Source organism: Streptomyces sp. NBC_01255 (assembly GCF_036226445.1).
Classification (GTDB): Bacteria; Actinomycetota; Actinomycetes; order Streptomycetales; family Streptomycetaceae; genus Streptomyces.
On record NZ_CP108474.1, the window covers coordinates 17,414 to 40,476 of the forward strand.

General features: G+C 69.5%; 10 protein-coding genes and 2 pseudogenes. 6 read left to right on the forward strand and 6 right to left on the reverse strand.

What is annotated here, in order from left to right; all coding sequences use genetic code 11:
- Positions 1-147 precede the first annotated feature (147 nt).
- From OG357_RS00075 to OG357_RS00095, 5 genes are all read right to left on the reverse strand, one after another.
- Positions 148-1,383, reverse strand: coding sequence for a class I SAM-dependent methyltransferase (locus tag OG357_RS00075; protein WP_329619091.1), 1,236 nt, complete (start codon positions 1,381-1,383; stop codon positions 148-150).
- 214 nt (positions 1,384-1,597) lie between these two features.
- Positions 1,598-2,911: a lipopolysaccharide biosynthesis protein RfbH gene (rfbH, locus tag OG357_RS00080; RefSeq protein WP_329619092.1), complete on the reverse strand. Its 1,314-nt coding sequence runs from the start codon at positions 2,909-2,911 to the stop codon at positions 1,598-1,600.
- Positions 2,908-3,918 carry an NAD-dependent epimerase/dehydratase family protein gene (locus tag OG357_RS00085; protein ID WP_329619093.1) on the reverse strand — a complete coding sequence of 337 codons (1,011 nt, stop codon included), beginning with the start codon at positions 3,916-3,918 and terminating at the stop codon, positions 2,908-2,910. Before OG357_RS00085 ends, rfbH begins: the two co-directional genes overlap by 4 nt.
- Before the next feature lie 315 nt (positions 3,919-4,233).
- Entirely contained in the window at positions 4,234-5,226 is a 993-nt protein-coding gene (locus OG357_RS00090; protein ID WP_329619094.1) for a Gfo/Idh/MocA family protein, read from the reverse strand.
- Between the two features lie 12 nt (positions 5,227-5,238).
- Positions 5,239-6,573: a lysine N(6)-hydroxylase/L-ornithine N(5)-oxygenase family protein gene (locus OG357_RS00095; RefSeq protein WP_329619095.1), complete on the reverse strand. Its 1,335-nt coding sequence runs from the start codon at positions 6,571-6,573 to the stop codon at positions 5,239-5,241.
- 426 nt (positions 6,574-6,999) lie between these two features.
- On the opposite strand from OG357_RS00095, the gene OG357_RS00100 reads away from it, so the two are divergent.
- The 6 genes and pseudogenes from OG357_RS00100 to OG357_RS00125 all read left to right on the forward strand — a co-directional run bounded on the left by OG357_RS00100 (position 7,000) and on the right by OG357_RS00125 (position 21,724).
- A complete protein-coding gene (locus tag OG357_RS00100) occupies positions 7,000-7,668 on the forward strand; it encodes an FMN-binding negative transcriptional regulator (protein ID WP_329619096.1) in 669 nt (222 codons plus the stop codon).
- Positions 7,669-7,761: 93 nt separating this feature from the next.
- Positions 7,762-8,856 carry a pyridoxal phosphate-dependent aminotransferase gene (locus OG357_RS00105; RefSeq protein ID WP_329619097.1) on the forward strand — a complete coding sequence of 365 codons (1,095 nt, stop codon included), beginning with the start codon at positions 7,762-7,764 and terminating at the stop codon, positions 8,854-8,856.
- A 10-nt stretch (positions 8,857-8,866) separates the two neighbouring features.
- A complete protein-coding gene (locus OG357_RS00110; protein ID WP_329619098.1) occupies positions 8,867-10,036 on the forward strand; it encodes a cytochrome P450 in 1,170 nt (389 codons plus the stop codon).
- 65 nt (positions 10,037-10,101) lie between these two features.
- Positions 10,102-15,444: pseudogene (locus OG357_RS00115) on the forward strand (type I polyketide synthase); the annotation flags it as partial.
- A 5-nt stretch (positions 15,445-15,449) separates the two neighbouring features.
- Positions 15,450-20,495 (forward strand): annotated as a pseudogene (locus OG357_RS00120) (type I polyketide synthase); the annotation flags it as partial.
- Complete coding sequence (locus tag OG357_RS00125) at positions 20,492-21,724, forward strand: alpha-hydroxy-acid oxidizing protein (RefSeq protein ID WP_329619101.1); 1,233 nt, start codon at positions 20,492-20,494, stop codon at positions 21,722-21,724. The pseudogene OG357_RS00120 and the gene OG357_RS00125, both read left to right, overlap by 4 nt.
- Here OG357_RS00125 and OG357_RS00130 read toward each other — a convergent pair.
- Positions 21,721-23,046 (reverse strand): activator-dependent family glycosyltransferase, encoded by a 1,326-nt coding sequence (locus OG357_RS00130; protein WP_329619102.1) that lies wholly within the window; start codon positions 23,044-23,046, stop codon positions 21,721-21,723. The two genes, OG357_RS00125 and OG357_RS00130, sit on opposite strands and share 4 nt — an antisense overlap.
- Positions 23,047-23,063: the final 17 nt, after the last annotated feature.

Sequence of the window (23,063 nt, forward strand, 5' to 3'; positions counted from 1 at the left end):
CGCCCGCCGCCGCTACGCGGACCGGGCGACCGTGTCACCGCGATGATCTCCGGTTACGGGAAGCTTGCCAGAACCACTCGGACGCGTACGCGGACAGCGGATCTGTCAGCGCATGCCCGCGCGCAACGCCGCGCCTGCCCGCTGCCGCTAGACGATGCTCAGCGGCGCGGGCAGCGGGAAGACCAGCTTGCCGCCGCGGGAAAGGAACTCGCCTTCCCGCTCGATGAATCCGTCCCGGTAGACCCATGGGAGGACCAGCAGCTGGTCGGGTCGTTGGGCGAGGGCCTCCTTCTCGGAGACGATGGGGATGTGGGTGCCGGGGGTGAATCGGCCGGCCTTCTCCGGGCTGACCTCTCCGATGCACGGCAGACTCTCCTCTCCGATGCCGCAGTACTGGAGAATCACGTTTCCCTTGGTCGATGCGCCGTAGCCCAGGGTCAGCTTGCCGTCCTTGCGCGAGGTGTCGAGGAAGTCACGCAGGTGGTCGCGGTGTTCGCGCACACGCTTGCCGAACGACTCGAAGGGCGCCATGGTGTCGAGCCCCAGTCCGGCCTCGCGGGCGCGCAAGCGGTTCAGCGCCGCCTCGTCACGCCGGTGTCCGGAGCCCTGCTTGGCGAGCGTGACGCAGAGGCTGCCGCCGTAGACCTCGGTGATCTCCGCTCTCACGACGTCGAGGCCGACGCGCTCGGCCATCCAGTCGATCTGACGAAGTGCGTAGTACTCCAGGTGCTCGTGGCAGATCACGTCGTAGGCGGTCGCGTCGAGCATTGCCGGAAGATAGCTCATCTCCAGCATCCACACACCGTCGTCGGTGAGCGTTTCCTTCACGTCTTCCATGAACCGGAGCGGGTCGGGCAGGTCGTAGAACATGGCGATCGAGGTGACGACCTTGGCCCGGCGGGAGCCGTAGTGCGTGGCGAAGACTTCCCGGGAGAAGAAGTCCGGGATCAGGTCGATGTGTTCGGGGTAGAACTTTCGCCACTTTTCGCCGGTCGGATCCACTCCGACGAGAGTCCGGCCATCCGCCGGGTACTGGGACAGCAAGGTCCCGTCGTTGCTTCCGATGTCCAGGACCAGGTCATCGGGTCCGATGTCGACAAGTCGGGTGATCTCGTCCACCTTGCCGCGGAGATGGTTGATCATGAATGGGCGGATGCCCGAGCGGTACCCGTATTGATCGCCGTACATCAGGCTGAGATCGGCGGTGTGCCGGAGCTGGACGAGACCGCATCCGTCCGGCGAACACTTGACCAGCTCGAGTGGGGCGGCCGGCACAACTTCCGTGCGACTGCGAGGGAATACGCCGGTCAGTGCCTGTTCTCCCAGATCCAGCACCTGAAGCAGTGTCCGGTTGCCGCACACACGGCACTCCGCGATGGTCATGAGTCCTTACCTCTCTAACCTTTCTCGTGGGCTCGTCCCGGTCATTCGTAGGATCGGGAGGCCCAGAGGTGTCGGGTGGGTCCTGGAGCTGAACCTGGTAGCCGAGCTGGTCGGGCGAGACGGCGATCGAATGCTGCGGGGCGACCGGGGGCCGCCACCACCGCTTGGCGAGGGAGTCCTCCACAAGCTGTCGGGCGGTCCGACAGGGCCGGGTTCAGTGCGGAGACCCCTTCGCGAACGACCAGATTTCGCGGATCACATAGTCGATCATTTCCTCGGTCACACCGGGGTAAATGCCGATCCACAACGTGTCGTTAACGACCTTGTCGCTGTTGGCCAAGCTACCGGATATTCGGTACTCGACGTGTTCATAAGCGGGATGACGGGTGAGGTTGCCGCTGAACAGGAGCCGGGTGCTGATACGTTTCGACTCCAAATAGAGTTGCAGGTCCCGGCGAGAGTACGGCGCTGAATCCTGAACCGTCAGCGTGAACCCGAACCAGCTTGGATCACTGTTCGGAGCCGGTTCGGGCAAGGTAAGACCTGGCACATTCTGCAGCCCCGATCTCATGCGGGCCCAGTTCTTGCGTCGACTGTCACAGAACTCGGACAGCCGCTCCAACTGAGACAGTCCCAGGGCCGCCTGCAGATCGGTCGCCTTCAGGTTGTACCCCACGTGGGAGAATATGTATTTATGATCGTAACCGAAGGGAAGCGTGCCCTGCTGCCAGCCGAAACGTTTATTGCACCGATCGTCTTCTCCCGGTTCGCACCAGCAATCCCGCCCCCAGTCCCGAAAGGACTCGACAAGGCGCGCGAGTTCCATGCTGCCCGTCAGGACGCAGCCGCCCTCGCCCATCGTGAGATGGTGAGCCGGGTAGAAGCTGACTGTGCTGAGGTGCCCGAAGGTTCCCGTTTTCGCGCCGCGATAAGTGGAGCCGACGGCGTCGCAGTTGTCCTCCACGAACCACAGCCCGTGCCGGTCGGCCAGCTCCCGGATCTCGGCGGCCTCGAAGGGGTTGCCCAGCGCATGCGCGATCATGATCGCCCTCGTCTTGGGGCCGATCGCCGCCTCCACCAGCTCCGCGGTGGTGTTGTAGGTGTTCAGGTCGATGTCGACGAAGACCGGCACCATTCCGTTCTGGATGATCGGGTTGACGGTGGTCGGGAACCCTGCCGCCACCGTGATCACTTCGTCGCCGCGGCGCAGGGCGCGGTCGCCCAACTCCGGTGCGGTCAGCGCCGCCAGTGCCAGCAGGTTGGCCGAGGACCCGGAGTTGACCAGATGGGCCTTGCGCAACCCGAAGTAGGCGGCCAGGGCCCGCTCGAACCGGATCGCATAGCTCCCGGACGCGATCCGCAGGTCCAGCGCCGCTTCGACCAGTGCCATCCGGTCCGCCGCCGTCAGTACGGCGCCCGAGGCCAGCACCCGGCTCTCGCCGGCCACCCATGCGGATGTCCCGGACCCGGCCGCCTGGTGGTACTCCTCGACCAGTGCGAGGATCTCGTCCTTGAGGTTGTCGTTCATCGGGTACCTTCCGCAGGGCAGCCAGCAATGGGTTGGGCCTGACCCTCTCCGGCGGTCCGCCAGATCCAGCGCAGGGTCTCCGGTAGCGTTCGAGCAGCCGACCAGTCCAGGTGGCGCCGGGCCAGAGTCGGATCCGCGATCTGCCAGCCGGCGGCCAGAGACCGCCCGCCGCCCTCGGGCGCCGGGAGCACGTCGATCGTGAACTCCACTCCGCTGGCCGACGCAAGCCCGCGGACCAGCTCGTAGGCGCTGCTCGCCCGCCCGGTGCCGAGATTGAGCACCGGTACGCCCGTGAGCCGCCTCGACACGGTCGAGCGGAGGACCGCCTCCGCCAGATCGCGGGCATCGGCGTAGTCGCGGTGCTGTCTCAGGTCGAACAGGGTGAGCCGCGCCGGGCGTCCGTCCCGCCGTGCTCGGTTGAGCGTCTGCAAGGTCCTGCCGAGCAGGCTCGCAGGCGACATGCTCGATCCGATGGCGTTGAAGATGCGGAGGACCACAACGTCCAGCGACGCCTCTTGGGCGATCTCGAAGATCCTCCGGGTGCCCCGCAGCTTGGTTCGCCCGTACTCCGACCGCGGTGCCTCCGGGCAGCCCTCGTCGGTCGCGTGCGGGTGGGGCAATGGTCCGTACTCCAGCGACGAGCCGAGATGCACCAACCGGGCGGTGCTGCGGAGGTCGGCCATCGCCAGCGCCAGTTGCTCCGGGAGCTCGGCATTGGCCGCCTGCAGCAGGGAAGTGTCATTCCGCCAGATCTCACCGACCGCGTTGACCACGGCATCCGGGGCGTACCGGTTGATCATCGAGGCGAACTGAGCCCGTCGCGGAGCGCCGGCGTCCAGCTCGGCCACTCCGCACCCCGCCGGCACGGCGGCCGGCCGCCGGGTCACCACGGTGACGTCCGTGCCCGCGGTGGACAGACTGTCGAGGACATGCCGACCGAGGAATCCGGTGCCACCGATCAGGAGGACTTTGGCGGGCCGGGGCGCGACGAGGGACTCCGAGGTCATCGGTGCCCCCCATCTCGCCGTCTGCCACAGTCACGTGTGGCGAGGCGAGGACCAGTCGATCGCGCTCGGCAGCCTGTCATCGAGGGCGCGAAGGTAGGCGTTCGTCGCGGGGAATCGCATATCGTTCTGCTCCCGGAGCCCACCGTCACCTTCCCCATCCTCTTCGACTTGAAGTGGTGCCCGCTAAAGACGGCTAACACAATGAGGTACTCCGCGCGTTCGCCGGGAATTTCGGGAAAATCTCGACGAGGCCTTTCCCGAACCGGTCTGCTGCCTCATCGCTCACCGACAACTCCGGTCACTGTGTTGGTCATTCTAAGGAACCTCGATCCGTATGGCGAGGCGTTCCACGTCGTCAATCAGTCGAGCCTGACGCCGGCTTACCGCTGATTGATCGAGCATGTTCGATCCGGTCAGCACCGCATTCGCGAAATACCGCACGATGTTGCCGAACTGGTCATCCATCGGCAGTGTGATCTCCTCGCGGTGATCCTGCCGCTCGATATGCAGCACCGGCTGCAATGACGGCGGCGGCGTGAACGCCCGGTCGAGCCGCAGCAGGCCGCTGCTGCCGGCGAACGCGCAGCTGGTTCGGTAGGAGTGCTCCATTCCGAAGACCAGGTCGGCCGTCACTCCCCCGGGCGTGCACGCGAGGATGCGTCCCGAGACCACGGCACCCGTGCGGGCACGAACCCGCAGTACGGCATGGAGCACTTCAAGAGCGGGGCCAAGGTAGTACAGCGCGGCACGGATCGGATAGACGCCCATGTCCAGCAGGGCTCCGCCGCCGATATCCGGGCGATAGCGCATGTTCTCGTCCGACAGCGGCGGAATCGTGAACACGCTCGTGAAGTCCCTCAGGTCGCCGACTGCACCGTCGGCGAGCATCTGCCGGACACGGACGTGCTGCGAGTGATGCGGGAAAACGACGTTCTCCAAAAGCACCAGGCCCCGTGATTCGGCAAGCGCCAACAGTTCGTCCGCGCTCTTCGCATCCCCCGTCAGCGGCTTCTCGGCGAGCACGTGCTTGCCCGCCCGCAGCGCCTTCGCGACCCAGTCGGCGTGGAACATCGCCGGCAGCGGTATGTAGACCGCGTCGATGTCGCGGGAGGCGAGAAGCTCTTCGTAGCCCAGTACCCGGGGGTCCCCGAAGGCCGCCGCGAACCGCCTCGCCTTCGCCTCGTCGCGGCTGGCGACGGCGGCGACCTCGATGTCGGGGCAGGCAGCCATCGCCGGAAGAGTGCGGCGCCAGGCGATGTCCGCGCAGCCGAGAACGCCGACGCGCAATGGATCTTGTGCTGCGGCCATCACCAGTCCTCATCAGGCGGGGGTGGTCAGTACGGGCGTCGCCGGCCCGTCGACGGACCGCCGCTGCAGGATGGAATCCGCGATCTCGCCGCCACGCACGGCGATGTTCGACAGGAGGGACGAGGTCAGTCCGTGGGTGTGTTCGGTGCCGCCCTGGAGGTAGATGCCGCACGACACATCCGGTGTGGTGACCAGCCGGTAGTCGCGATCGATCCGGTATCTTCCCGCACCGTCACGCAGGCAGTAGCCGTCGAGGTCGCCGAGTACGTCGCTCGGGTCCATGGCGTCGTAGCCGGTGGCGAAGACGAGCGCATCCACATCGAGGTCCTGGGAACCGCCGTCGAGCAGCGACTCCATGGAGACGCGCGACTCGTTCCCCATCCGCTTGACATTCGTGACCCGAGCCATGTTGAGGATGTTCAGGCGCTTGGTCCCGCGCAGTTCCTCCATGTACATCCGCTGATACAGGTCCCGGATGACTTCGTCGTCGACAACCGAATAGTTCGTGTTCTTGTGGTAGCGCCAGAAGGCTTCCCGGGCGCGCTCCGTACCGAAATAGTAGTCATCGACCGCCGTGGAGTCGAACACCCGGTTGGCGAACGGGGTATCGTCCGCGATTGAATATCCGTAGGACGGGATGATCGCGTAGACCTGAGCTTGCGGAAGGTTGTCGTACATAAACCTGGCGATCTCGGCCCCGCTCTGGCCGGCCCCCACGACTGCCACCTTCTTCAGGGTGTCCGGGCGGGCCTGCTTGAACCTCTCCAGGAATTCGGAGCTGTGCCAGACCCGTTCGTCGGATGCCACGCCGTCCGGCACCTGGGGAACGAGACCTGTGGAGATCACGACATTGCGGGCGGCAACGGTCCTGGTATCGCCCGTGCCGCTGTCACGCACCCTGACCTGAAGGTACTGGGCAGTTTTGGAAGAAGTTTCAACAGGCAATTGAATTCCCGCGACTTCCGATCCGTACGAAACCCGGTCGGAAAACAGCGCCTGAGCCCAGTCAAGGTACTGATGGAACTCCTCCCGGGTCGGGAAGAACGTCTGGGTATTGATGAACTTCTCAAGCCGGTCGGAGGCGTGAAGAAAGGAGAGAAAGCCAAACCGCGAGACTGGGTTGCGCAGGGTGGCGAGATCCTTGAGGAACGACACCTGCATCGTCGCCGACGGCAACAGCATATTGCGATGCCAGCCGAACGAGGACTGCCGCTCGAAGAACGCGGAGGCGACCGGGCCCGCAGGGGAGCCGGCTCCGTTCTCTTCCAAAGCGATGGCGAACGCCAGATTGGACGGCCCGAATCCAACGCCCACGACGTCGTATATCTCGACTGCATTGGCATCCATGGACACACTTCCTCCGCTGGCGTGGCTGCGACGTGACTGCTCAGATCCCTGTGCGACCTGGGAGTGACTCATGCGTTGCTCTGTCGGCAGATGGAGATCTCCGCCGGCGGCTGGTGCGCTCGTACCTCTCCACCGCCCTCCGCTACCTTTTCGACAAAGCCTCTGGCACTCACCCGCTCATACGCAATCAAGCTTCTGGGCAATTACGCTGCGACGGGCTGTTCCACGTGGGTCTTTCGTGTTTGACTTCGGCCCCGCATCCTTACGTAAACACGTTGCATTGAAGACCTGCGGCGCGTCAAGGTTGATAGCGTTGAGGGCGCACGCAAGAGGCCCCGTCCGCCCATCGGTTGTCCTGCCGACGGGACAGGACAACCGACCATTCCGATGCGATGGCTACTCGACTTCGAGGGGTGACATATCCACATGTTCGTTCCCCACCACTACCGCGAACCCGATGGTTCTTGGATGAGCGATCTGATCCACGGCAATCCGTTGGCGCTGGCAGTGACCAACGGTGGCGACGACGGGCCGTTTGCCACCCATCTCCCGATTATCCCGGATCACGGCACGGCGATCGATTGGTCGGACAGCCCGAATGGCACCGTCCTGCTCGGGCACTTGAACCGGGCCAATCCCCACTGGCGTGCGCTGCGAACCGGCGATGCCGTCCTCCTGGTGTTCACTGGTCCGCACGGGTACGTATCGCCTGCGGTGTACGACGTGAAGCAGGCCGCGCCGACATGGAACTTCACTTCGGTGCACGTGCACGGTGTGATAGAGAAGGTTGACTCGCTCGAGGAGACGCTCGAAGTCGTGAAGGCAACGGCACAGATCTTCGAAAGCAGTTTCGGTTCTGGATGGGATCAGTCAGAATCGATCGACTACTTCCGCAGCATCGTTTCCGGTGTCGGGGCGTTCCGCGTCACCGTGACAGGCGCCGAGGGCATGTTCAAACTCAGCCAGGAGCAGCCCTCCGAGGTCCGCGATCGAGTAAAGCAGTCCTTCAGCGAACGCGCTTGCAGTCGACACCAGGAAACCGCGGAGCTCATGGGGCGGCTTCCCCAAAATGGGCAGATAAAAGAGGGCAGGTAGAGGAGCGGCATGACGCGTCCCACAAACCATAGTCCGCGGATATCGACGAGGGTTGCGGCGCTGCGGGGCAATACCCTGGGGGAAATTTTCCTCATGGCGCGCGAACGCCAGGGAATCGATATGGCGCTCGGCACTCCCGGATACCCCGAGACCTCTGTCGACATCATCGGGGCAGCCAACGACGCGATACGTGCAGGGAAGAATCAGTACGTCTTCCCCCCGGGTCATCTGCAGCTGCGGGAGCACATCGCCGCCACCCTCCCGGTGCCGACCGACCCGGAGACCGAGCTGACCGTCACCGTCGGAGGCACCGAGGCCCTCTTCCTGGCCCTGCACGCGCTCATCGATCCCGGCGACGAGGTCGTCCTGCTGGACCCCGGCTACGAGCAGTTCAGGTCGACGATCGCCTTCGCGGGCGGCGTGCCCCGGCATGTCCCGCTGCACGCGCCCGATTGGCGGTTCGACCCCGACGAACTGGCAGCCGCCTTCAACTCCCGTACCCGTGTGGTCCTCCTGAACTCGCCCGGCAACCCCACGGGCCGAGTGCTGACCCGCCAGGAGCTCGGCTGGATCGCCGAGTTGGCGGAGCGGTGGGACGCCACGGTCATCTGTGACGAGGTGTACAGCAGCTTCGTCTTCGACGGCCGCGAGCAGACCTCGATCGCCGAGGTGCCCGGCCTCGCGGAGCGCAGCGTGCTGGTCGGTTCGCTCTCCAAGAGCTACGCGATCAGCGGGTGGCGGCTCGGCTTCCTGCGTGCGGACGCCACGCGCACCACGGCGATGCGGCGCGTGCAGGAGCTCACCACCAACGGCGCCCCGGGCCCTCTCCAGCTGGCCGTCGGTCTCGCGGCCGGCTCCGCGGACCTGAGGGCGGCATCCGGGGAGATGAGCCGTCGCCGCGACTTCGCCCTGGAGATCTTTACGGGCATGGGCATGAAGATCTCTCCCCCGGAAGGGGGGTGCTTCCTGCTGGCGGACATCAGCCCGCTCACCGGGGGGCGCACGGACGGCCGTGCCTTCACCCTCGAACTCCTCGACGCGACCGGGGTCGTGGTCGTCCCTGCGGCTCCCTCCTTCGCCGACCCCGTCCGCGGTGCACAGTACGTGCGCATCGCGTTCAACCGGCAGTTCGAGCTGCTGCACGAGGTGGAGCGCCGAGTCCGCGGCTTCCGGCCGTCCGGCCAGTGAGGTATTCCCGATGACCGAATCCACGATCAACCAGCTGGGCCCGCTTCCCGGCATCCTGCGTCCTGGTCCCGAGGATGTCGTGCGTGTGGTCGCCGGCACGGGCCACCCGTTCTGGCTCGTGCGCGGCTACACGCTGGGACGGTCGGTCCTTGCGGACAAGAGGTTCAGCCGGGCCGCCGCGCTCCAGCCGGGCGCCCCGACGTTCAATGACGCCCAGCCGGCGGCGGATTCCATGATGAGCATGGACGGCAATCGGCACGCCCGGCTGCGGCGCCTGGTCAGCGGCGCGTTCTCCACCGGTCGGATGGCCAGGATGAGCGCCTTCGTGACGGATCTGACCGACCGCCGGCTGGACGCGATCGCCGAGATCGGCAACGGTGCGGACCTGATCGAGACCCTTGCCCGGCCTCTGCCGCTGTCCGTGCTCACCACCATGCTCGGCATTCCCGAGGAGGACACGCCCCGCTTCCGCGGCTGGGTGGACGTGCTCTTCGACCTGGAGGTCACCAGCCCTCGCGAGAAGGCCCGGCGCCGTATCGAACTCATCGAGTACATCACGGAGTTGGTGGACCACAAGCGCCGCGATCCACGTGATGACCTGCTCAGTGACCTGACCATCGCGCAGGACCAGGGCGAGCTGTCCACGAACGAACTGCTCACCCTGGGGCTCACTCTGCTGATGGCGGGCTACGAGACCACCACCGGCCAGATCGGCCTCTCGCTGCTGGCGCTGCTGACCGACCGCAGCGCCTACGAAGAGCTCCTCGCACACCCGGAACACGTCGGGAACGCGACGGAGGAGCTGATCCGGCTGACCCCTGCCACGCCGCTGACCTTTGTTCGCATCGCCACCGAACCGGTGCGGCTCGGCGACGTCACCGTACAGAAGGGCGAGGGCGTCGTGGTGGCCCTGCTCCACGGCAACCGCGACGCCGAGGTGTTCGCCGAGCCGGCATCCATGAACCTCGAATCCGGCCACGGTTCCCCGCCTCTGACCTTCGGGCACGGGGTGCACCGCTGCCTGGGCGCACCACTGGCGAGACTCCAGCTGCGCATCGTCCTCGAACGGCTCCCGCGGCGCTTTCCGGCGCTGCGGCTCGCTGACGTTCCGGAACCGGTTGTCTGGAAGGACGGCCTGGGCATACGCGGCCTCTCACGGCTGCTGGTCGACTCCGAATGAGGGAAGATATGTCAGTCGCGGACACCCGCGGGGTCCCCGGACCGGACCCGATGAGCGACAAGCGGCGCGAACCGATCGCGATCGTCGGGATGGCGTGCCGCTTTCCCGGAGGCGTCACGTCTCCTGACGGCCTGTGGCAGCTGGTCGCCGACGGTACCGACGCCATCGGCCCGTTCCCGCGCGACCGCGGCTGGGATCTCGACCATCTCTTCCACCCCGACCCCGATCACCCCGGTACCTCCAGCACACGCGAGGGCGGATTCCTTTACGACGCCGCCGAGTTCGACCCCTCTCTCTTCGGAATCAGCCCCCGCGAAGCCGTCAGGATGGATCCTCAGCAGCGTCTGGTTCTCGAAACCTGCTGGGAGGCCATCGAGCACGCCGGCATCGACCCCACCGTGCTGCGCGACACGCGGACCGGCACCTACTGCGGCCTCATGTACGCCGAGTACGGGACGCACAAGAAGGAAGCGTTCGCGATCACCGGCAGGTTGCCGAGCGTGCTGTCCGGCCGCGTCGCCCACGCGCTGGGCCTCGTGGGTCCTGCCATGACCGTGGACACGGCCTGTTCCTCCTCGCTGGTGGCCATCCATCTGGCCGCCCAGGCGCTGCGCAACGGTGAATGCGACCTGGCGCTGTCCGGCGGCGCGACGGTCATGGTCAATGCCGCGCCTTTCGTGGAGTTCAGTCGTCAGCACGGTCTGGCCCCCGACGGCCGCTGCAAAGCCTTCGCCGCCACCGCCGACGGCACCGCCTGGTCCGAAGGCGTCGGCATGCTCCTCCTCGAACGCCTCACCGACGCCCAACGCCACAACCACCCCGTCCTCGCCGTCATCCGAGGCTCAGCCCTCAACCACGACGGCGCCGGCAGCGGCCTCACCGCCCCCAACGGCCCCTCCCAACAAGCCGTCATCCGCGCCGCACTCCACGACGCCCACCTCACCCCCGACGCCATCGACGCCATCGAAGCCCACGGCACCGGCACCGCCCTCGGCGACCCCATCGAGGCACACGCCCTCCTCGCCACCTACGGCACCCACCGCAACCCCCAACACCCCCTCCACCTCGGAACCGTAAAATCCAACATCGGCCACACCCAGGCAGCAGCCGGAGTCGCCGGCATCATCAAAATGACCATGGCCATCCACCACGGCCAACTCCCCAAAACCCTCCACACCGACCAGCCATCACCCCGCATCGACTGGTCCCAAGGACACCTCGCACTCCTCACCCACGCACAACCCTGGCCCGACCGCGCCCGCCCCCGCCGAGCCGCCATCTCCTCCTTCGGCCTCAGCGGCACCAACGCCCACCTCATCCTCGAACAACCACCCCAACCCACCACCACCGAAGACAAGGGCACCCCCACCGACCAGGACGGCTTCTTTCCCTGGCTGCTGTCCGGTCAGACCGAACAGGCGCTGCGTTCCCGAGCCGCACAACTGCACAACCACCTCACCGCCCACCAGGACCTGGCCGTCGCCGACATCGGCCACTCCTTGGCCACCACCCGCACCACCACACACACCCATCGCGCCGCGATCCTCGCCACCGGGCGCGCCGAGGCCCTGCGCAGCCTCCAAGCCCTGGCCAGGGGGGAAGCAACACCGCAGGTCATGACCCGTACGAGCACCGCGGCAGCCGGCCCGAGCGCGTATCTCTTCCCCGGCCAGGGCAGCCAGTACCCGGGTGCCGGCCGCGACCTTTATGGCCGCTTTCCCGCCTTCGCCCACGCCTTCGACGAGGCCTGTGTCCGTCTCGACCCTCACCTCGAGCACGCCCTCAAGGACGTCCTGTTCGCCGCGCCCGGCACCCCCGAGTCCGCGCTGCTCGGCCAGACCGCCTACACCCAGGCCGCTCTGTTCGCCCTCGAAGTCGCGTCTTTCCGGCTCCTGGAGCACCACGGCGCCGCCCCTGACCTGCTGCTCGGCCATTCCATCGGCGAGATTGCGGCCGCCCATGTGGCGGGTGTGCTCGATCTGGCGGACGCCTGCACTCTCGTCGCCCACCGGGGCCGGCTGATGCAGGGCGCCCCGGCGGGCGGCCGTATGGTGGCCGTCGAAGCGACCGAGGAGGAGATCCGCAAGGCTCTCGCCCCCTACTCCGGCCGGCTGGATCTCGCCGCCGTCAACGGGCCGAGGGACGTGGTCGTCACGGGCGATGCCGAGGCCGCGGCGGAGCTCTCGCAGGAGTGGCGCTCCCGGGGCCGCAGAGCCACGGAGCTGAAGGTCAGCCATGCCTTCCACTCCCCCCACATGGACGGTCTGCTGGAGGAGTTCAGGGACGTCGCCGCCCGGTTGGCCTACTCCGAACCCCGCATACCGGTCGTCTCCAATCTCACCGGTCGTCTCGCCACCGGGGCGATGCTGACGGACCCGGACTACTGGGTGCGCCAGCTGCGCGGCACCGTCCGTTTCCACGACGGCGTGCGCTTCCTCGAATCCCGAGGTGTCACCGAGTACGTCGAGATGGGGCACGGGGTGCTGAGCGTCCTGGCGCGCCGCTGCCAGGACCCGGACTCCCCGGGCGTGGTGACCTCCCTGGTGCGCCGCGGTCATGACCCTGTCGGCACCGTCACCACCGCGCTCGCCCGGCTCGCCCTGAACGGCGCCCGCCTGGATCCGGGAGAGTCCTTCCCCGGGGGCCGCCGGATCCCGCTGCCCACCTATCCCTTCCAGCGTCAGCACTACTGGCTGAACGCACCGGCCGCGCGCGAAGCCGCCGTCCGGTCCCACCCGGTACTCGACGAGGGACTGGAACCGGCCGACGGAAGCGGGCTGGTGTTCACGGGTCGTCTCGACGCCGCGGACATGCCGTGGCTGGCCGACCACAGCGTCGCCGGGACCCCGGTGCTGCCCGCCGCGGGCATCGCGGAGCTCGCGCTGAGTGCCGCCCACCGGGCCGGTGCGGAGCAGGTGGCCGAGCTCACCCTGGAACAGGTCCTGCCGGTCGCCCAGCCCACCGACATCCAGCTGATCGTCGGCGCTCTTGACGAGGACGGCATGCGTTCGCTCGCGGTCTACTCCCGTCCGGCGGACACCCGCGGTGCCGCGTGGACCCGGCACGCCACCGGAACGCTGTCGGCCGCGGGACCCGCAGAGGTGGCCGGACTCGCGTCCTGGCCGCCGCGCGGGGCCTCACCGGTACCGCTCGACGACCTGTACTCCCGGCTTGCGGAGCGCGGTTACACCTACGGCTACACCTTCCGGGGCTTGCGCGAGCTCTGGCGCGACGGCAGCGATCTCTACGCGGTGGTGGGGCCGCGTGCGAAGGCGAGCCGTGACGGCTTCCAGCTGCATCCCGCCGCCCTGGACGCGGCCCTGCACGCGCTGGCCGCCGCCGACGGGGGCGAGTCCCGGCTCCTCGTGCCCTTCGCATGGCGCGGCCTGACTCTCCACGGGCCCGGCAACGGCCCGCTCCGTGTCCATCTGCGGCGTGGTGCGGACGACTCCTGCTCCCTGCTCGTCGCCGACGAAACGGGTGCCCCGGTACTCAGTGCGGACAAGCTCGTCCTGCGCGAGCTCAGGCCACCCGCCCCTTCGTCGGCGGACGGCTCCGCGCTGCTCGCTCTGGACTGGACCGATCTCGCTCCCGGCACACCGCTTCTGAGCGGCACCTGGGCCGCGGTGGGCGCGGGCGCCGAGGCGATGTCCGGCCTCGTACGGTCGGACGGAGCAGCGGCACGCGTCCACACCGGCCTCGACGGCCTGCTCCGCTGCGTCGACGACGGCGCCGCGGTCCCCGAGGTCGTCCTCGCGTTCGTCACGGCTTCCCCGCCCGGCGGGCCCGAGACCACCGGGGCCACCGGGGCCACCGGGGCCACCGGGGCCGCTGCCCGAGAGGTCCTCGGTCTTCTCCAGCAGTGGCTCTCCGACAGCCGGTCGGCCGCCGGCAGGCTCGCCCTGATCACCCGGGATGCGGTGTCCGTGCCCGGCGACACCCGTTCGGACCCGGCGCACGCCGCGGTGTGGGGTCTGGTCCGCGCCGCGCAGTCGGAGCACCCCGGGCGATTCACCCTGATCGACAGCGACGGCGCCCCGCAGTCCGTCCGCGGCCTTCTCCAGGCCGCCGCCTCGCCAGAGCCCCAGCTCGCCGTCCGGGGCGGCCGGCTCCTCTCGCCCCGCTTGCTCCCTCACCGGCCGTCCCGCTCCGGCCGCGCTCCGTTCGACAGGCACAGCCGTGTCCTGGTCACCGGCGGGCTGGGCGCCTTGGGACGACTCGTCGCCCGTCATCTGGTGGACCGGTACGGAGTCCGGCAGCTGGTGCTCGTCGGGCGGCGCGGCCTGCGCACTCCCGGCGCGGCAGAGTTCGCCTCCGACCTCGAGGCCGCCGGCGTCCGGGTGACGGTCGCGGCAGGTGATGCCGGGGACCGTGCCGCCCTGGCCGGCATCCTGGACGGCCTCGACCAGCCGCCGACCGCGGTGGTGCACGCGGCCGGTGTCCTCGACGACACCGTCGTGCAGCGGCTGACCCCCGAGCGTCTGGATGCCGTCCTGCGGCCGAAGGCGGACGCGGCCGTCCATCTTCACGAACTGACCCGGCATCTGGACCTGTCCGCCTTCATCCTGTTCTCTTCCTCCTCCGGCACGCTCGGTCTGCCGGGCCAGGGCAACTACGCGGCGGCCAACGCCTATCTCGACGCACTGGCTCTGAAGCGCCGTGCCGAAGGGCTGACGGCCACGTCCCTCGCCTGGGGGCTGTGGGCCGCCGGAGACGGCCTCGGCGGCGGGCTGGGCACGACGGAGCTGCGGCGCCTGGCCCGCCGCGGAGCTGCGGCGCTGTCGGTCGAGGACGGTCTTGCCCTCTTCGACACCGCTGTCGCGGACACCGCCCCCGTCCTGCTGCCCGCCCGCCTCGACACGCGGGAACTGACGGCGGATTCGGCCCCGCCGCTCCTGCGCGCGCTCGTTCCCGCCGCCGCGAAGTCTGGCCGCCCGGTGCCCGCGCCGTCGGCCGCGGGCACTGCCGCCGCGTTGCGCCGACGGCTGGCGGACGCGCCCCGTACGGCGCGGCAGCACCTCGTCCTCGAGGCCGTACGTGCCGAGGTGGCCGCCGTTCTCGAGCTCTCCGCCCCGGATCGGGTGCCGGCCGCCGCGCGCTTCCAGGACCTGGGCGTCGACTCCCTGACCGCGCTGGAGCTGCAGCAGCGGATCGCCTCGGCGACGGGTGTTCGGCTGGCTTCGACAGCCGTCTTCGACCACCGCAGCCCCGCCGCCCTCGCGGATCACCTGGTTGCGGAGCTCGCCGCCGAGAACGGCGAGGCGCACGTCCCGGCGGAGCCCGGCCCTGAACCGCCGTCCGAGGACACCTCGCTGGAGACGATGAGCGCCGAGGAGCTGGTCCGCCTGGCTTTGGGGACGGACCGCAGTGAACGCACCCCGACAGAGATCGACGGAGAGTCCCGATGACGGCATCGCACGACGAACTGGTCGACGCACTACGGGCGGCCTTGCAGACCAATCAGCAGCTTCGTGCCGCGGCCGCGAAGGCGGAGCACGATTCCGGCCCGATCGCCATCGTCGGGATGGCCTGCCGCTACCCCGGCGGGGTCGAGTCCCCGCAGGACCTGTGGCGGCTGGTGACGGACGAGCGCGACGTGATCGGGCCGTTCCCCGAGGACCGCGGCTGGGACCTGTCCTCGCTGTACGACCCGGACGCGCAGCGGCCGGGGACGTCGTATGTCAGGGAGGGCGGATTCCTCGACGACGCCACGGGCTTCGATGCCGAGTTCTTCCAGATCTCGCCGCGCGAGGCGCATGCGATGGACCCGCAGCATCGACTGCTGCTGGAGACCTCGTGGGAAGCGTTCGAGAACGCGGGAATCGTCCCGGCGGCACTGAACGGCAGCCGCACGGGCGTCTTCATCGGCACCATGTACGACGACTACGGTTACCGGGTCCTGCCGTCGCCGGCCGAGTACGAGGGGTATATGGCCCTCGGCAGCGCGAGTGGCTTCGCCTCCGGGCGTATCGCCCACAGCTTCGGGTTCGAAGGTCCTGCCATGACGGTGGACACGGCCTGTTCCTCCTCGCTGGTGGCCATCCATCTGGCCGCCCAGGCGCTGCGTAACGGCGAGTGCTCCCTGGCCCTGGCGGGAGCCGCCACGACCATGGCGACACCGGTGTCGTTTGTGGAGTTCAGTCGTCAGCACGGTCTGGCCCCCGACGGCCGCTGCAAAGCCTTCGCCGCCACCGCCGACGGCACCGCCTGGTCCGAAGGCGTCGGCATGCTCCTCCTCGAACGCCTCACCGACGCCCAACGCCACAACCACCCCGTCCTCGCCGTCATCCGAGGCTCAGCCCTCAACCACGACGGCGCCGGCAGCGGCCTCACCGCCCCCAACGGCCCCTCCCAACAAGCCGTCATCCGCGCCGCACTCCACGACGCCCACCTCACCCCCGACGCCATCGACGCCATCGAAGCCCACGGCACCGGCACCGCCCTCGGCGACCCCATCGAGGCACACGCCCTCCTCGCCACCTACGGCACCCACCGCAACCCCCAACACCCCCTCCACCTCGGAACCGTAAAATCCAACATCGGCCACACCCAGGCAGCAGCCGGAGTCGCCGGCATCATCAAAATGACCATGGCCATCCACCACGGCCAACTCCCCAAAACCCTCCACACCGACCAGCCATCACCCCGCATCGACTGGTCCCAAGGACACCTCGCACTCCTCACCCACGCACAACCCTGGCCCGACCGCGCCCGCCCCCGCCGAGCCGCCATCTCCTCCTTCGGCCTCAGCGGCACCAACGCCCACCTCATCCTCGAACAACCACCCCAACCCACCACCAACACCGAAGACACGAGCACGGGCCCGGCACCGCTGCCCGTCGTCCCCGTCGTCCTGTCCGGGCACAATCCGGCCGCGTTGCAGGCCCAGGCCCGCCGGGTCCTCGACTCGCTGACCGGGGCGTCGGCTGCCCCCACGGACCTTCTCGACCTCGGCCTGTCCCTTGCCACCACCCGCAGCCACCTCGCGCACCGCGCGGTCCTGCTTCCCCGCGGGGAGGGCGGCCTGCTCGACGGCCTGCGCGCCCTGGCGGCGGACGCGGATGCGGATGCGGCGGTGCGCGGCCGGGCCACCGAGGGGCGCACCGCTCTCCTGTTCTCCGGGCACGGCGTCCAGCGGCCCGGTATGGGCCGGGAGCTGTACCGGACCTTCCCGGCCTTCGCCTCCGCGTTCGACGCCGTCTGCCGCGAACTCGACGCCCATCTGGACCAGCCCCTGCGCACGGTGCTCTTCGACTCCGAGACCGCGCTGCTCGACCGCTCGGAGTACTCCCCGCTCGCACTCTTCGCCTACCAAGTCGCGCTGTTCCGCCTGCTCGAGTCCTGCGGAGTCGCGCCCGCGGCGGTCATCGGTCACTCCGTCGGCGCGGTCGCCGCCGTTCATGCCGCCGGTGTGCTCTCGCTCGCCGACGCGGCCGAACTGGCCGTGGCTCACAGCCGGTCGGTGAAGGGGCTTCCGGGAAGCGGAACCGCGGCCGTGAAGAACCTGGACTTCCGTGAGCCGGAGCTCACGGTGGTTTCGGGTCTCACCGGGCAGGCGATGAGGGAGAGCGAGTTCGCCGACCCCGACCACTGGGCCCGCCAGGCGGTCGAGTCGTTCCGCTTCGCGGACGGCGTGCACTCCCTGAGCGGCCTGGGCTGCAACCGGCTGGTGGAGGTCGGCCCGTCGGGCGAACTCACCGACATGGTCGCCGACTGCTTCGCCGGCCAGGCCGCGCCGACGGCGATCGCGGCGCAGCGCGACCAGGAGCCGGAGGCCACCACGCTGGTGACCGCGCTCGCCCGGCTGCACGCGGTCGGCGCCGACGTCGACTGGGCCGCCGTGTTCGCGGATCGCGGAGCTCATCGGATCCCGCTGCCGACCTATGCCTTCCAGCGGCGCCGCTACTGGATCGACGCGCCGCAACGCACAGCTGCCCGTTCGGCCGGGATCACCGGCCTCGACCATCCGGTCCTGGGGGCCGCTGCGGAGGTACCGGCGCCGGACGGAGTCATGTTCACCGGACGGCTCTCGCACGCCACGCTTCCCTGGTTGGCCGACTACCGGGTCGCCGGCGGGACGCTGCTGCCCGGCACCGCCCTGCTCGACGCAGTGGTGAGCGCCGCCCGCGTGGCGGGCGGCGACACGGTCCAGGAGCTCGTCCACGAGGAGCCCCTGGCCGTGCCGGACAGTGCGGAGCTCGATCTGCGGATCTTCATCGCGGCGGCCGACGCCGACGGCAGGAGCACCGTCACCGTGCACGCCCGCCGGGCGGACACCGAGGAGCCGGCCTGGACCCGGTGTGCCCACGGCACCATCGCCCGGCTGGGCTGGGAGCCCGGCGCCGAGCCGCGGCGCGGCCTCCCCGTGGACGCCGCGCCGCTCGACATGCCGCCTCACGAGCTCTACCGCGCCCTTGCGGAGCGGGAGTTGGCGTACGGACCGGCGTTCCGCGGTGTCGGCGCGATGTGGAGCTCGGGCCCGGGGATCGTCGCCGATGTGGCCCTCCCCGGCGGACTCCTGCCCGGCACGCACGCCCTGCACCCCGTGCTCCTCGACGCCGCCCTGCACCCGCTCTCCGCCGAGGGTGCCGCGGGCCCCGGCATGCTCCCGCACATCTGGCGGGACGTGCGGGTCCGGGCCACCGCCACCGGCGCGGCCCGGGTGCGGGTCCATCTGACACCCGCGGGCCCCGACGCGGTCTCGGCCGATCTCACCGACCCCGACGGCAGGCTGCTGGCCTCGATCGGTTCTCTCGTCCTGCGGCCGGTCCCGGCCGCAGGCGCCGGTCCTTCCGGCGCGCAGGAGGCCGACGGTCTCCTGGTGCCGCGCTGGACACCGGTTTCCGAGGCTGCCGACGCCGTGGCGGACGAGCCGTGGACAGACCTCACCGAGGTGCTCGCCGCAGCTGGAGCGGTCCCGCGAACGGTCGTGCTGCCGTGCCGGACCGGCACGGCCGAGACCCCGGCGGCCGTCCGGGAAACGTTGCTGGAGGTGCTGAACGCAGCCCAGGGCTTCCTGGGTGACGAGCGGTTGGAGGATTCCCGGCTGGTGGTGGTCACCCGCGGCGCCGTTGCCGTGGAGGACGAGCAGGACCCCGCCATCCGGCCCGCCCACCGCGCCGTGTGGGGGCTTATCCGGTCGGCGCAGGCCGAGCATCCGGGCCGGTTCGTCCTGCTCGACGAGGACGGCACCGCCGCCTCGCGCGAGGCGTTCGCCGCCGCGCTGGCCACCGGCGAGAGCCAGCTCGCGCTGCGTGAGGGGACCGTGTACCGGCCGGTCCTCGGCAGCGGCGCCGATGCTCCGGTCCCCGGGGGTTCCTGGGACCCTTCACGAGCGGTGCTGATCACCGGTGGTCTCGGCTGGCTCGGCCGGATCACGGCCCGGCACCTGGTGGAGCAGCACGGTGTGCGCCAGCTGGTCCTGATGGGGCGCGGCGCCCCCGGCGCCGACGCGGAGCGCGTCATCGCGGATCTGCGGGATCTCGGCGCGCGGGTCCGCACGGTGGCCTGTGACGCCGCCGATCGCGAGTCTCTGGCCGGTGTTCTCGACGGGCTTGCCCGGGCCGGTGTCCGCATCGGCGGTGTCGTCCATGGCGCGGGTTTCCTCGAAGGCGGTCTGCTGACCGACTTGACGGCCGGCGACCTCGAACGGTCGCTGCGTCCCAAGGTCGACGCGGCGTTGCATCTGCACGAGCTGACCGCCGGCCTGGACCTGTCCGCGTTCGTCGTCTACTCCTCGGTCGCCAGCACGCTCAACTCGGCCGGGCAGAGCGCCTATGCCGCCGCGAACGCGTTCCTGGAAGGCCTGATGGAGCAGCGGCACGCCGCCGGCGAGCCCGGCGTGGCCATCGTGTGGGGCCAGTGGGACGTGTCGGGTGGCATGGGCAGCACCCTCACGAACGCGCAGATCGACCGTATGGCCCGGGCCGGCGTCCTGTTGATACCCATCGAACAGGGTCTGCGCTTCCTCGACGCGGCGGTTCACGGGGATCGGCCGGTGGCCGTGGCGGGACGCTGGGATCGCGACGCGTTGGCCGCGCAGCACCGCGGCGGCACCCTCCCGCGGATCCTGGAGTCTCTCCTGCCCGCCGATGCCGGGAAGCCGCAGGGAGGGGGGTATCAGCCGTCGGCCGCGCTGCCGCTCGACCACGGGGACACCGCTGCCGCGGGAGGGGGCGACACGCTGCTGGAGTGGCTTCTGGCCGAGGTCGCCGGCGTGCTCGGCCACGCCTCCGCCGACGCGATCGACCCGGACACCGCCTTCGACCACGTCGGCATGGACTCGCTGGGAGCGGTGGAGCTGCGCAACCGGCTGATGGCCTCCATGGGGCTGCGTCTTCCGGCCACCTTCGTCTTCGACTGGCCGACCCCGCGGCTGCTGGCCGACGTGCTCGGTCAGGAGCCGCCGTCCGACGGACGGACCGCCACCGAGAACGGAAACGGAACCCCGACGCCATGACCGAGCACACCCGCACCGCCGCCCCTGCCGGACCGACGAGCGCGTCCGACCTGGTGCGAGAGATATATCTGGCAGGCCCCGACGGCCGCGAAGGTCAGCTCAGCACCGATCTCACGGCGTTGGAGGAAGCGGCTCGCGCGGTCCTCCCGCCCGCGGTGTTCGGCTTTGTGGCCGGCGGCTCCGGAACGGGAGCCACGGGGCGCGCCAATCGGGACGCTTTCGACCAGTGGCGCCTGCTGCCTCGGGCGCTTTGCGGCTTCACGCGGCGCGATCTGACGGTGGACCTTCTCGGTCAGCTCCTGCCCGCACCGGTTCTGCTGGCACCGATCTCCGCGCAGACCGCCGTGCACCACGAGGGTGAGATCGCCACGGTCCGGGGCGCGGCCGACGCCGGGCTGCCGTTCGTGCTGTCCTCCTACTCCTCGCACAGCCTCGAGGAGGTCGCGGCGGCTGCCGGGCCGGGGCCCCGCTGGTTCCAGCTGTACTGGCCCTCGGACGACGAGCTGGCCGCGTCCCTGGTCCGGCGGGCCGAGGCGAGCGGCTACACGGCGCTGGTCCTCACCGTCGACAATCCCTCCGTCGGCTATCGGCCCGCGGACCTCGATCACGGCTACCTTCCGCTGATACGCGGCACCGGGCTGGCCAACTACACGAGTGATCCCGTGTTCCGGGCGGCGCTGCCGCCGGATGCCGGGCCCGAGGCGGTCGTCAGGCACTGGGCCCGGGTCAACGGCAACCCGTCGCTGACGTGGGAGCGGCTGAACCGGCTGCGCGAGTGGACCGGGCTTCCTCTTCTCGTCAAGGGGGTCCTGCACCCCGACGACGCGCTCCTCGCAGTGGCCAATGGGGCGGACGGCGTGATCGTCTCCAATCACGGGGGACGTCAGCTGGACGGTGCGGTGGCTGCCCTGGACTGCCTGCCCGCGGTGCGCGGCGCGGTCGGCAGCGCCGTCCCTGTGCTGATGGACTCCGGTGTCCGTACCGGCACTGACGTCGCCAAGGCTCTGGCCCTCGGTGCGGACGCCGTCCTGCTCGGCAGGCCCTATCTGTACGGGCTGGCGCTCGATGGACGGCTCGGCGTGCGGCACGTCCTGCGGTGTCTGCTCGCCGAGCTCGACGTGGCGCTGACGCAGATCGGCTGCGGCAGCGCCCGGTCCCTCGGCCCGGAGCTGCTCGCTCCGGCGGGACCTCTGGGCGGGCCGCAGCCGACTGTGCGTCCGGATCGTTAGCGGTCCGCGATCCGTTCCAGTTCCCGGACGAGCTCGGCGGGTGACGGCTGTGCGGCCAGCTCCTCGCCGAGCCGCCCGGCGGCTTCCCGGAACGACGGCTCGTCCAGCAGCCGCAGCAGCTGCTCCCTCACCCGCAGCCCGTCCAGGTCTTCCGGGGCATCTCCCCGGATCCACAGGCCGGCCCCGGACTGTTCCATGCGCGGGCCGCGTTCGGCGATGTCCGTCATGGCGCGGCCGATCACCAGTTGCGGGACGCCGTGGGCGATCGCTTCCAGGAACCCGGGTACGCCGCCGTGGTGGATGACGGCCGAGCACGACGGGACGACGGCGTGCAGGGGAACGAACTCCACCAGTCTGGTGTTGGCGGGGACCCGTTCCAGCTCTCGCTGGAACTTCTCGGGCAGCGTCATCACCAGCTCGATGTCCAGATCGGCCAGTGCGTCGAGCATTCCCTGCAGCTGCTTCAGGGAGGACGCGGCCGTCGCCGGATCCATGGCCAGGCTGAGTCCGAAGGTGGCCAGGACCCGGCGCTTGGCCGGGTCGCGTCGGGCCCAGTGCGGCACGACCGACGGCCCGTTGTAGGGGACGTAGCGCAGGGGAAGGTGCGGGGTCGGGGACTCCAGTCGCATCGAACCGACGCTCTGTTCGATCGCGAACTGCCCGGTCACCATCTCTTCGGTGAATTCGACGCCGAACTTCTGCGCCCACTGCCCCAGCCAGTCCCCCAGCGGGTCCTCGCGGTCCTCGGGCGCCTGCTCCTCCCGTACCCGCAGGAAGTGCCGGCGGGCCCGGTCCTCGACGGCCAGCTCGGTGCGCATGCGGCCGTGCGGTACTCCGATCGCCGTGGCGGCGATCGCGCCCGCGTGGCTCAGCCAGTCCCAGAGCACCAGGTCCGGCTGCCACCAGCGGCAGTACTCCACCAGTTCCTCGACCATCGCGTCGTTGGAGGCCCGCGAGGTGGCGGCCAGGAACCGGCTCCCCCATCGCAGGCGCTCCCAGGTGAGTACTTCTTCGCGGTCCTCGCACACGTCGACGAGGATGTCGTTCTGCTCGCCGTGGGCTTCGACGAGTTTCTGGTACACCTCTCCCTGCTCGCGTGCGACTCTCCCGAAGACGGGTTCGTCGGAGCCGACGGGTACCGCCGGCAGGCCCGAGGCGGTGACGGCGTCCGTCAGTTCCGGGCCGCTGGCGACGCGGACCTCGTGCCCCGCCGCCTGCAGCGCCCAGGCCAGGGGCACCATGTGCTGCAGGTGGGTTCGCCAGGGAAAGACTACGAACAGGACGCGCATGGCGCTTTCCTCCTTCGGAGCGAACTCATCCATGGTTCGCAGGCTGGGCG

Coding starts and splice junctions, on each gene's coding strand:
- OG357_RS00105 (WP_329619097.1), top strand. CDS start 7,762: ATGGCGCGCGAACGCCAGGGAATCGATATGGCGCTCGGCACTCCCGGA.
- OG357_RS00125 (WP_329619101.1), top strand. CDS start 20,492: ATGACCGAGCACACCCGCACCGCCGCCCCTGCCGGACCGACGAGCGCG.
- OG357_RS00100 (WP_329619096.1), top strand. CDS start 7,000: ATGTTCGTTCCCCACCACTACCGCGAACCCGATGGTTCTTGGATGAGC.
- OG357_RS00130 (WP_329619102.1), bottom strand. CDS start 23,046: ATGGATGAGTTCGCTCCGAAGGAGGAAAGCGCCATGCGCGTCCTGTTC.
- rfbH (WP_329619092.1), bottom strand. CDS start 2,911: ATGAACGACAACCTCAAGGACGAGATCCTCGCACTGGTCGAGGAGTAC.
- OG357_RS00075 (WP_329619091.1), bottom strand. CDS start 1,383: ATGACCATCGCGGAGTGCCGTGTGTGCGGCAACCGGACACTGCTTCAG.
- OG357_RS00085 (WP_329619093.1), bottom strand. CDS start 3,918: ATGACCTCGGAGTCCCTCGTCGCGCCCCGGCCCGCCAAAGTCCTCCTG.
- OG357_RS00095 (WP_329619095.1), bottom strand. CDS start 6,573: ATGGATGCCAATGCAGTCGAGATATACGACGTCGTGGGCGTTGGATTC.
- OG357_RS00110 (WP_329619098.1), top strand. CDS start 8,867: ATGACCGAATCCACGATCAACCAGCTGGGCCCGCTTCCCGGCATCCTG.
- OG357_RS00090 (WP_329619094.1), bottom strand. CDS start 5,226: ATGGCCGCAGCACAAGATCCATTGCGCGTCGGCGTTCTCGGCTGCGCG.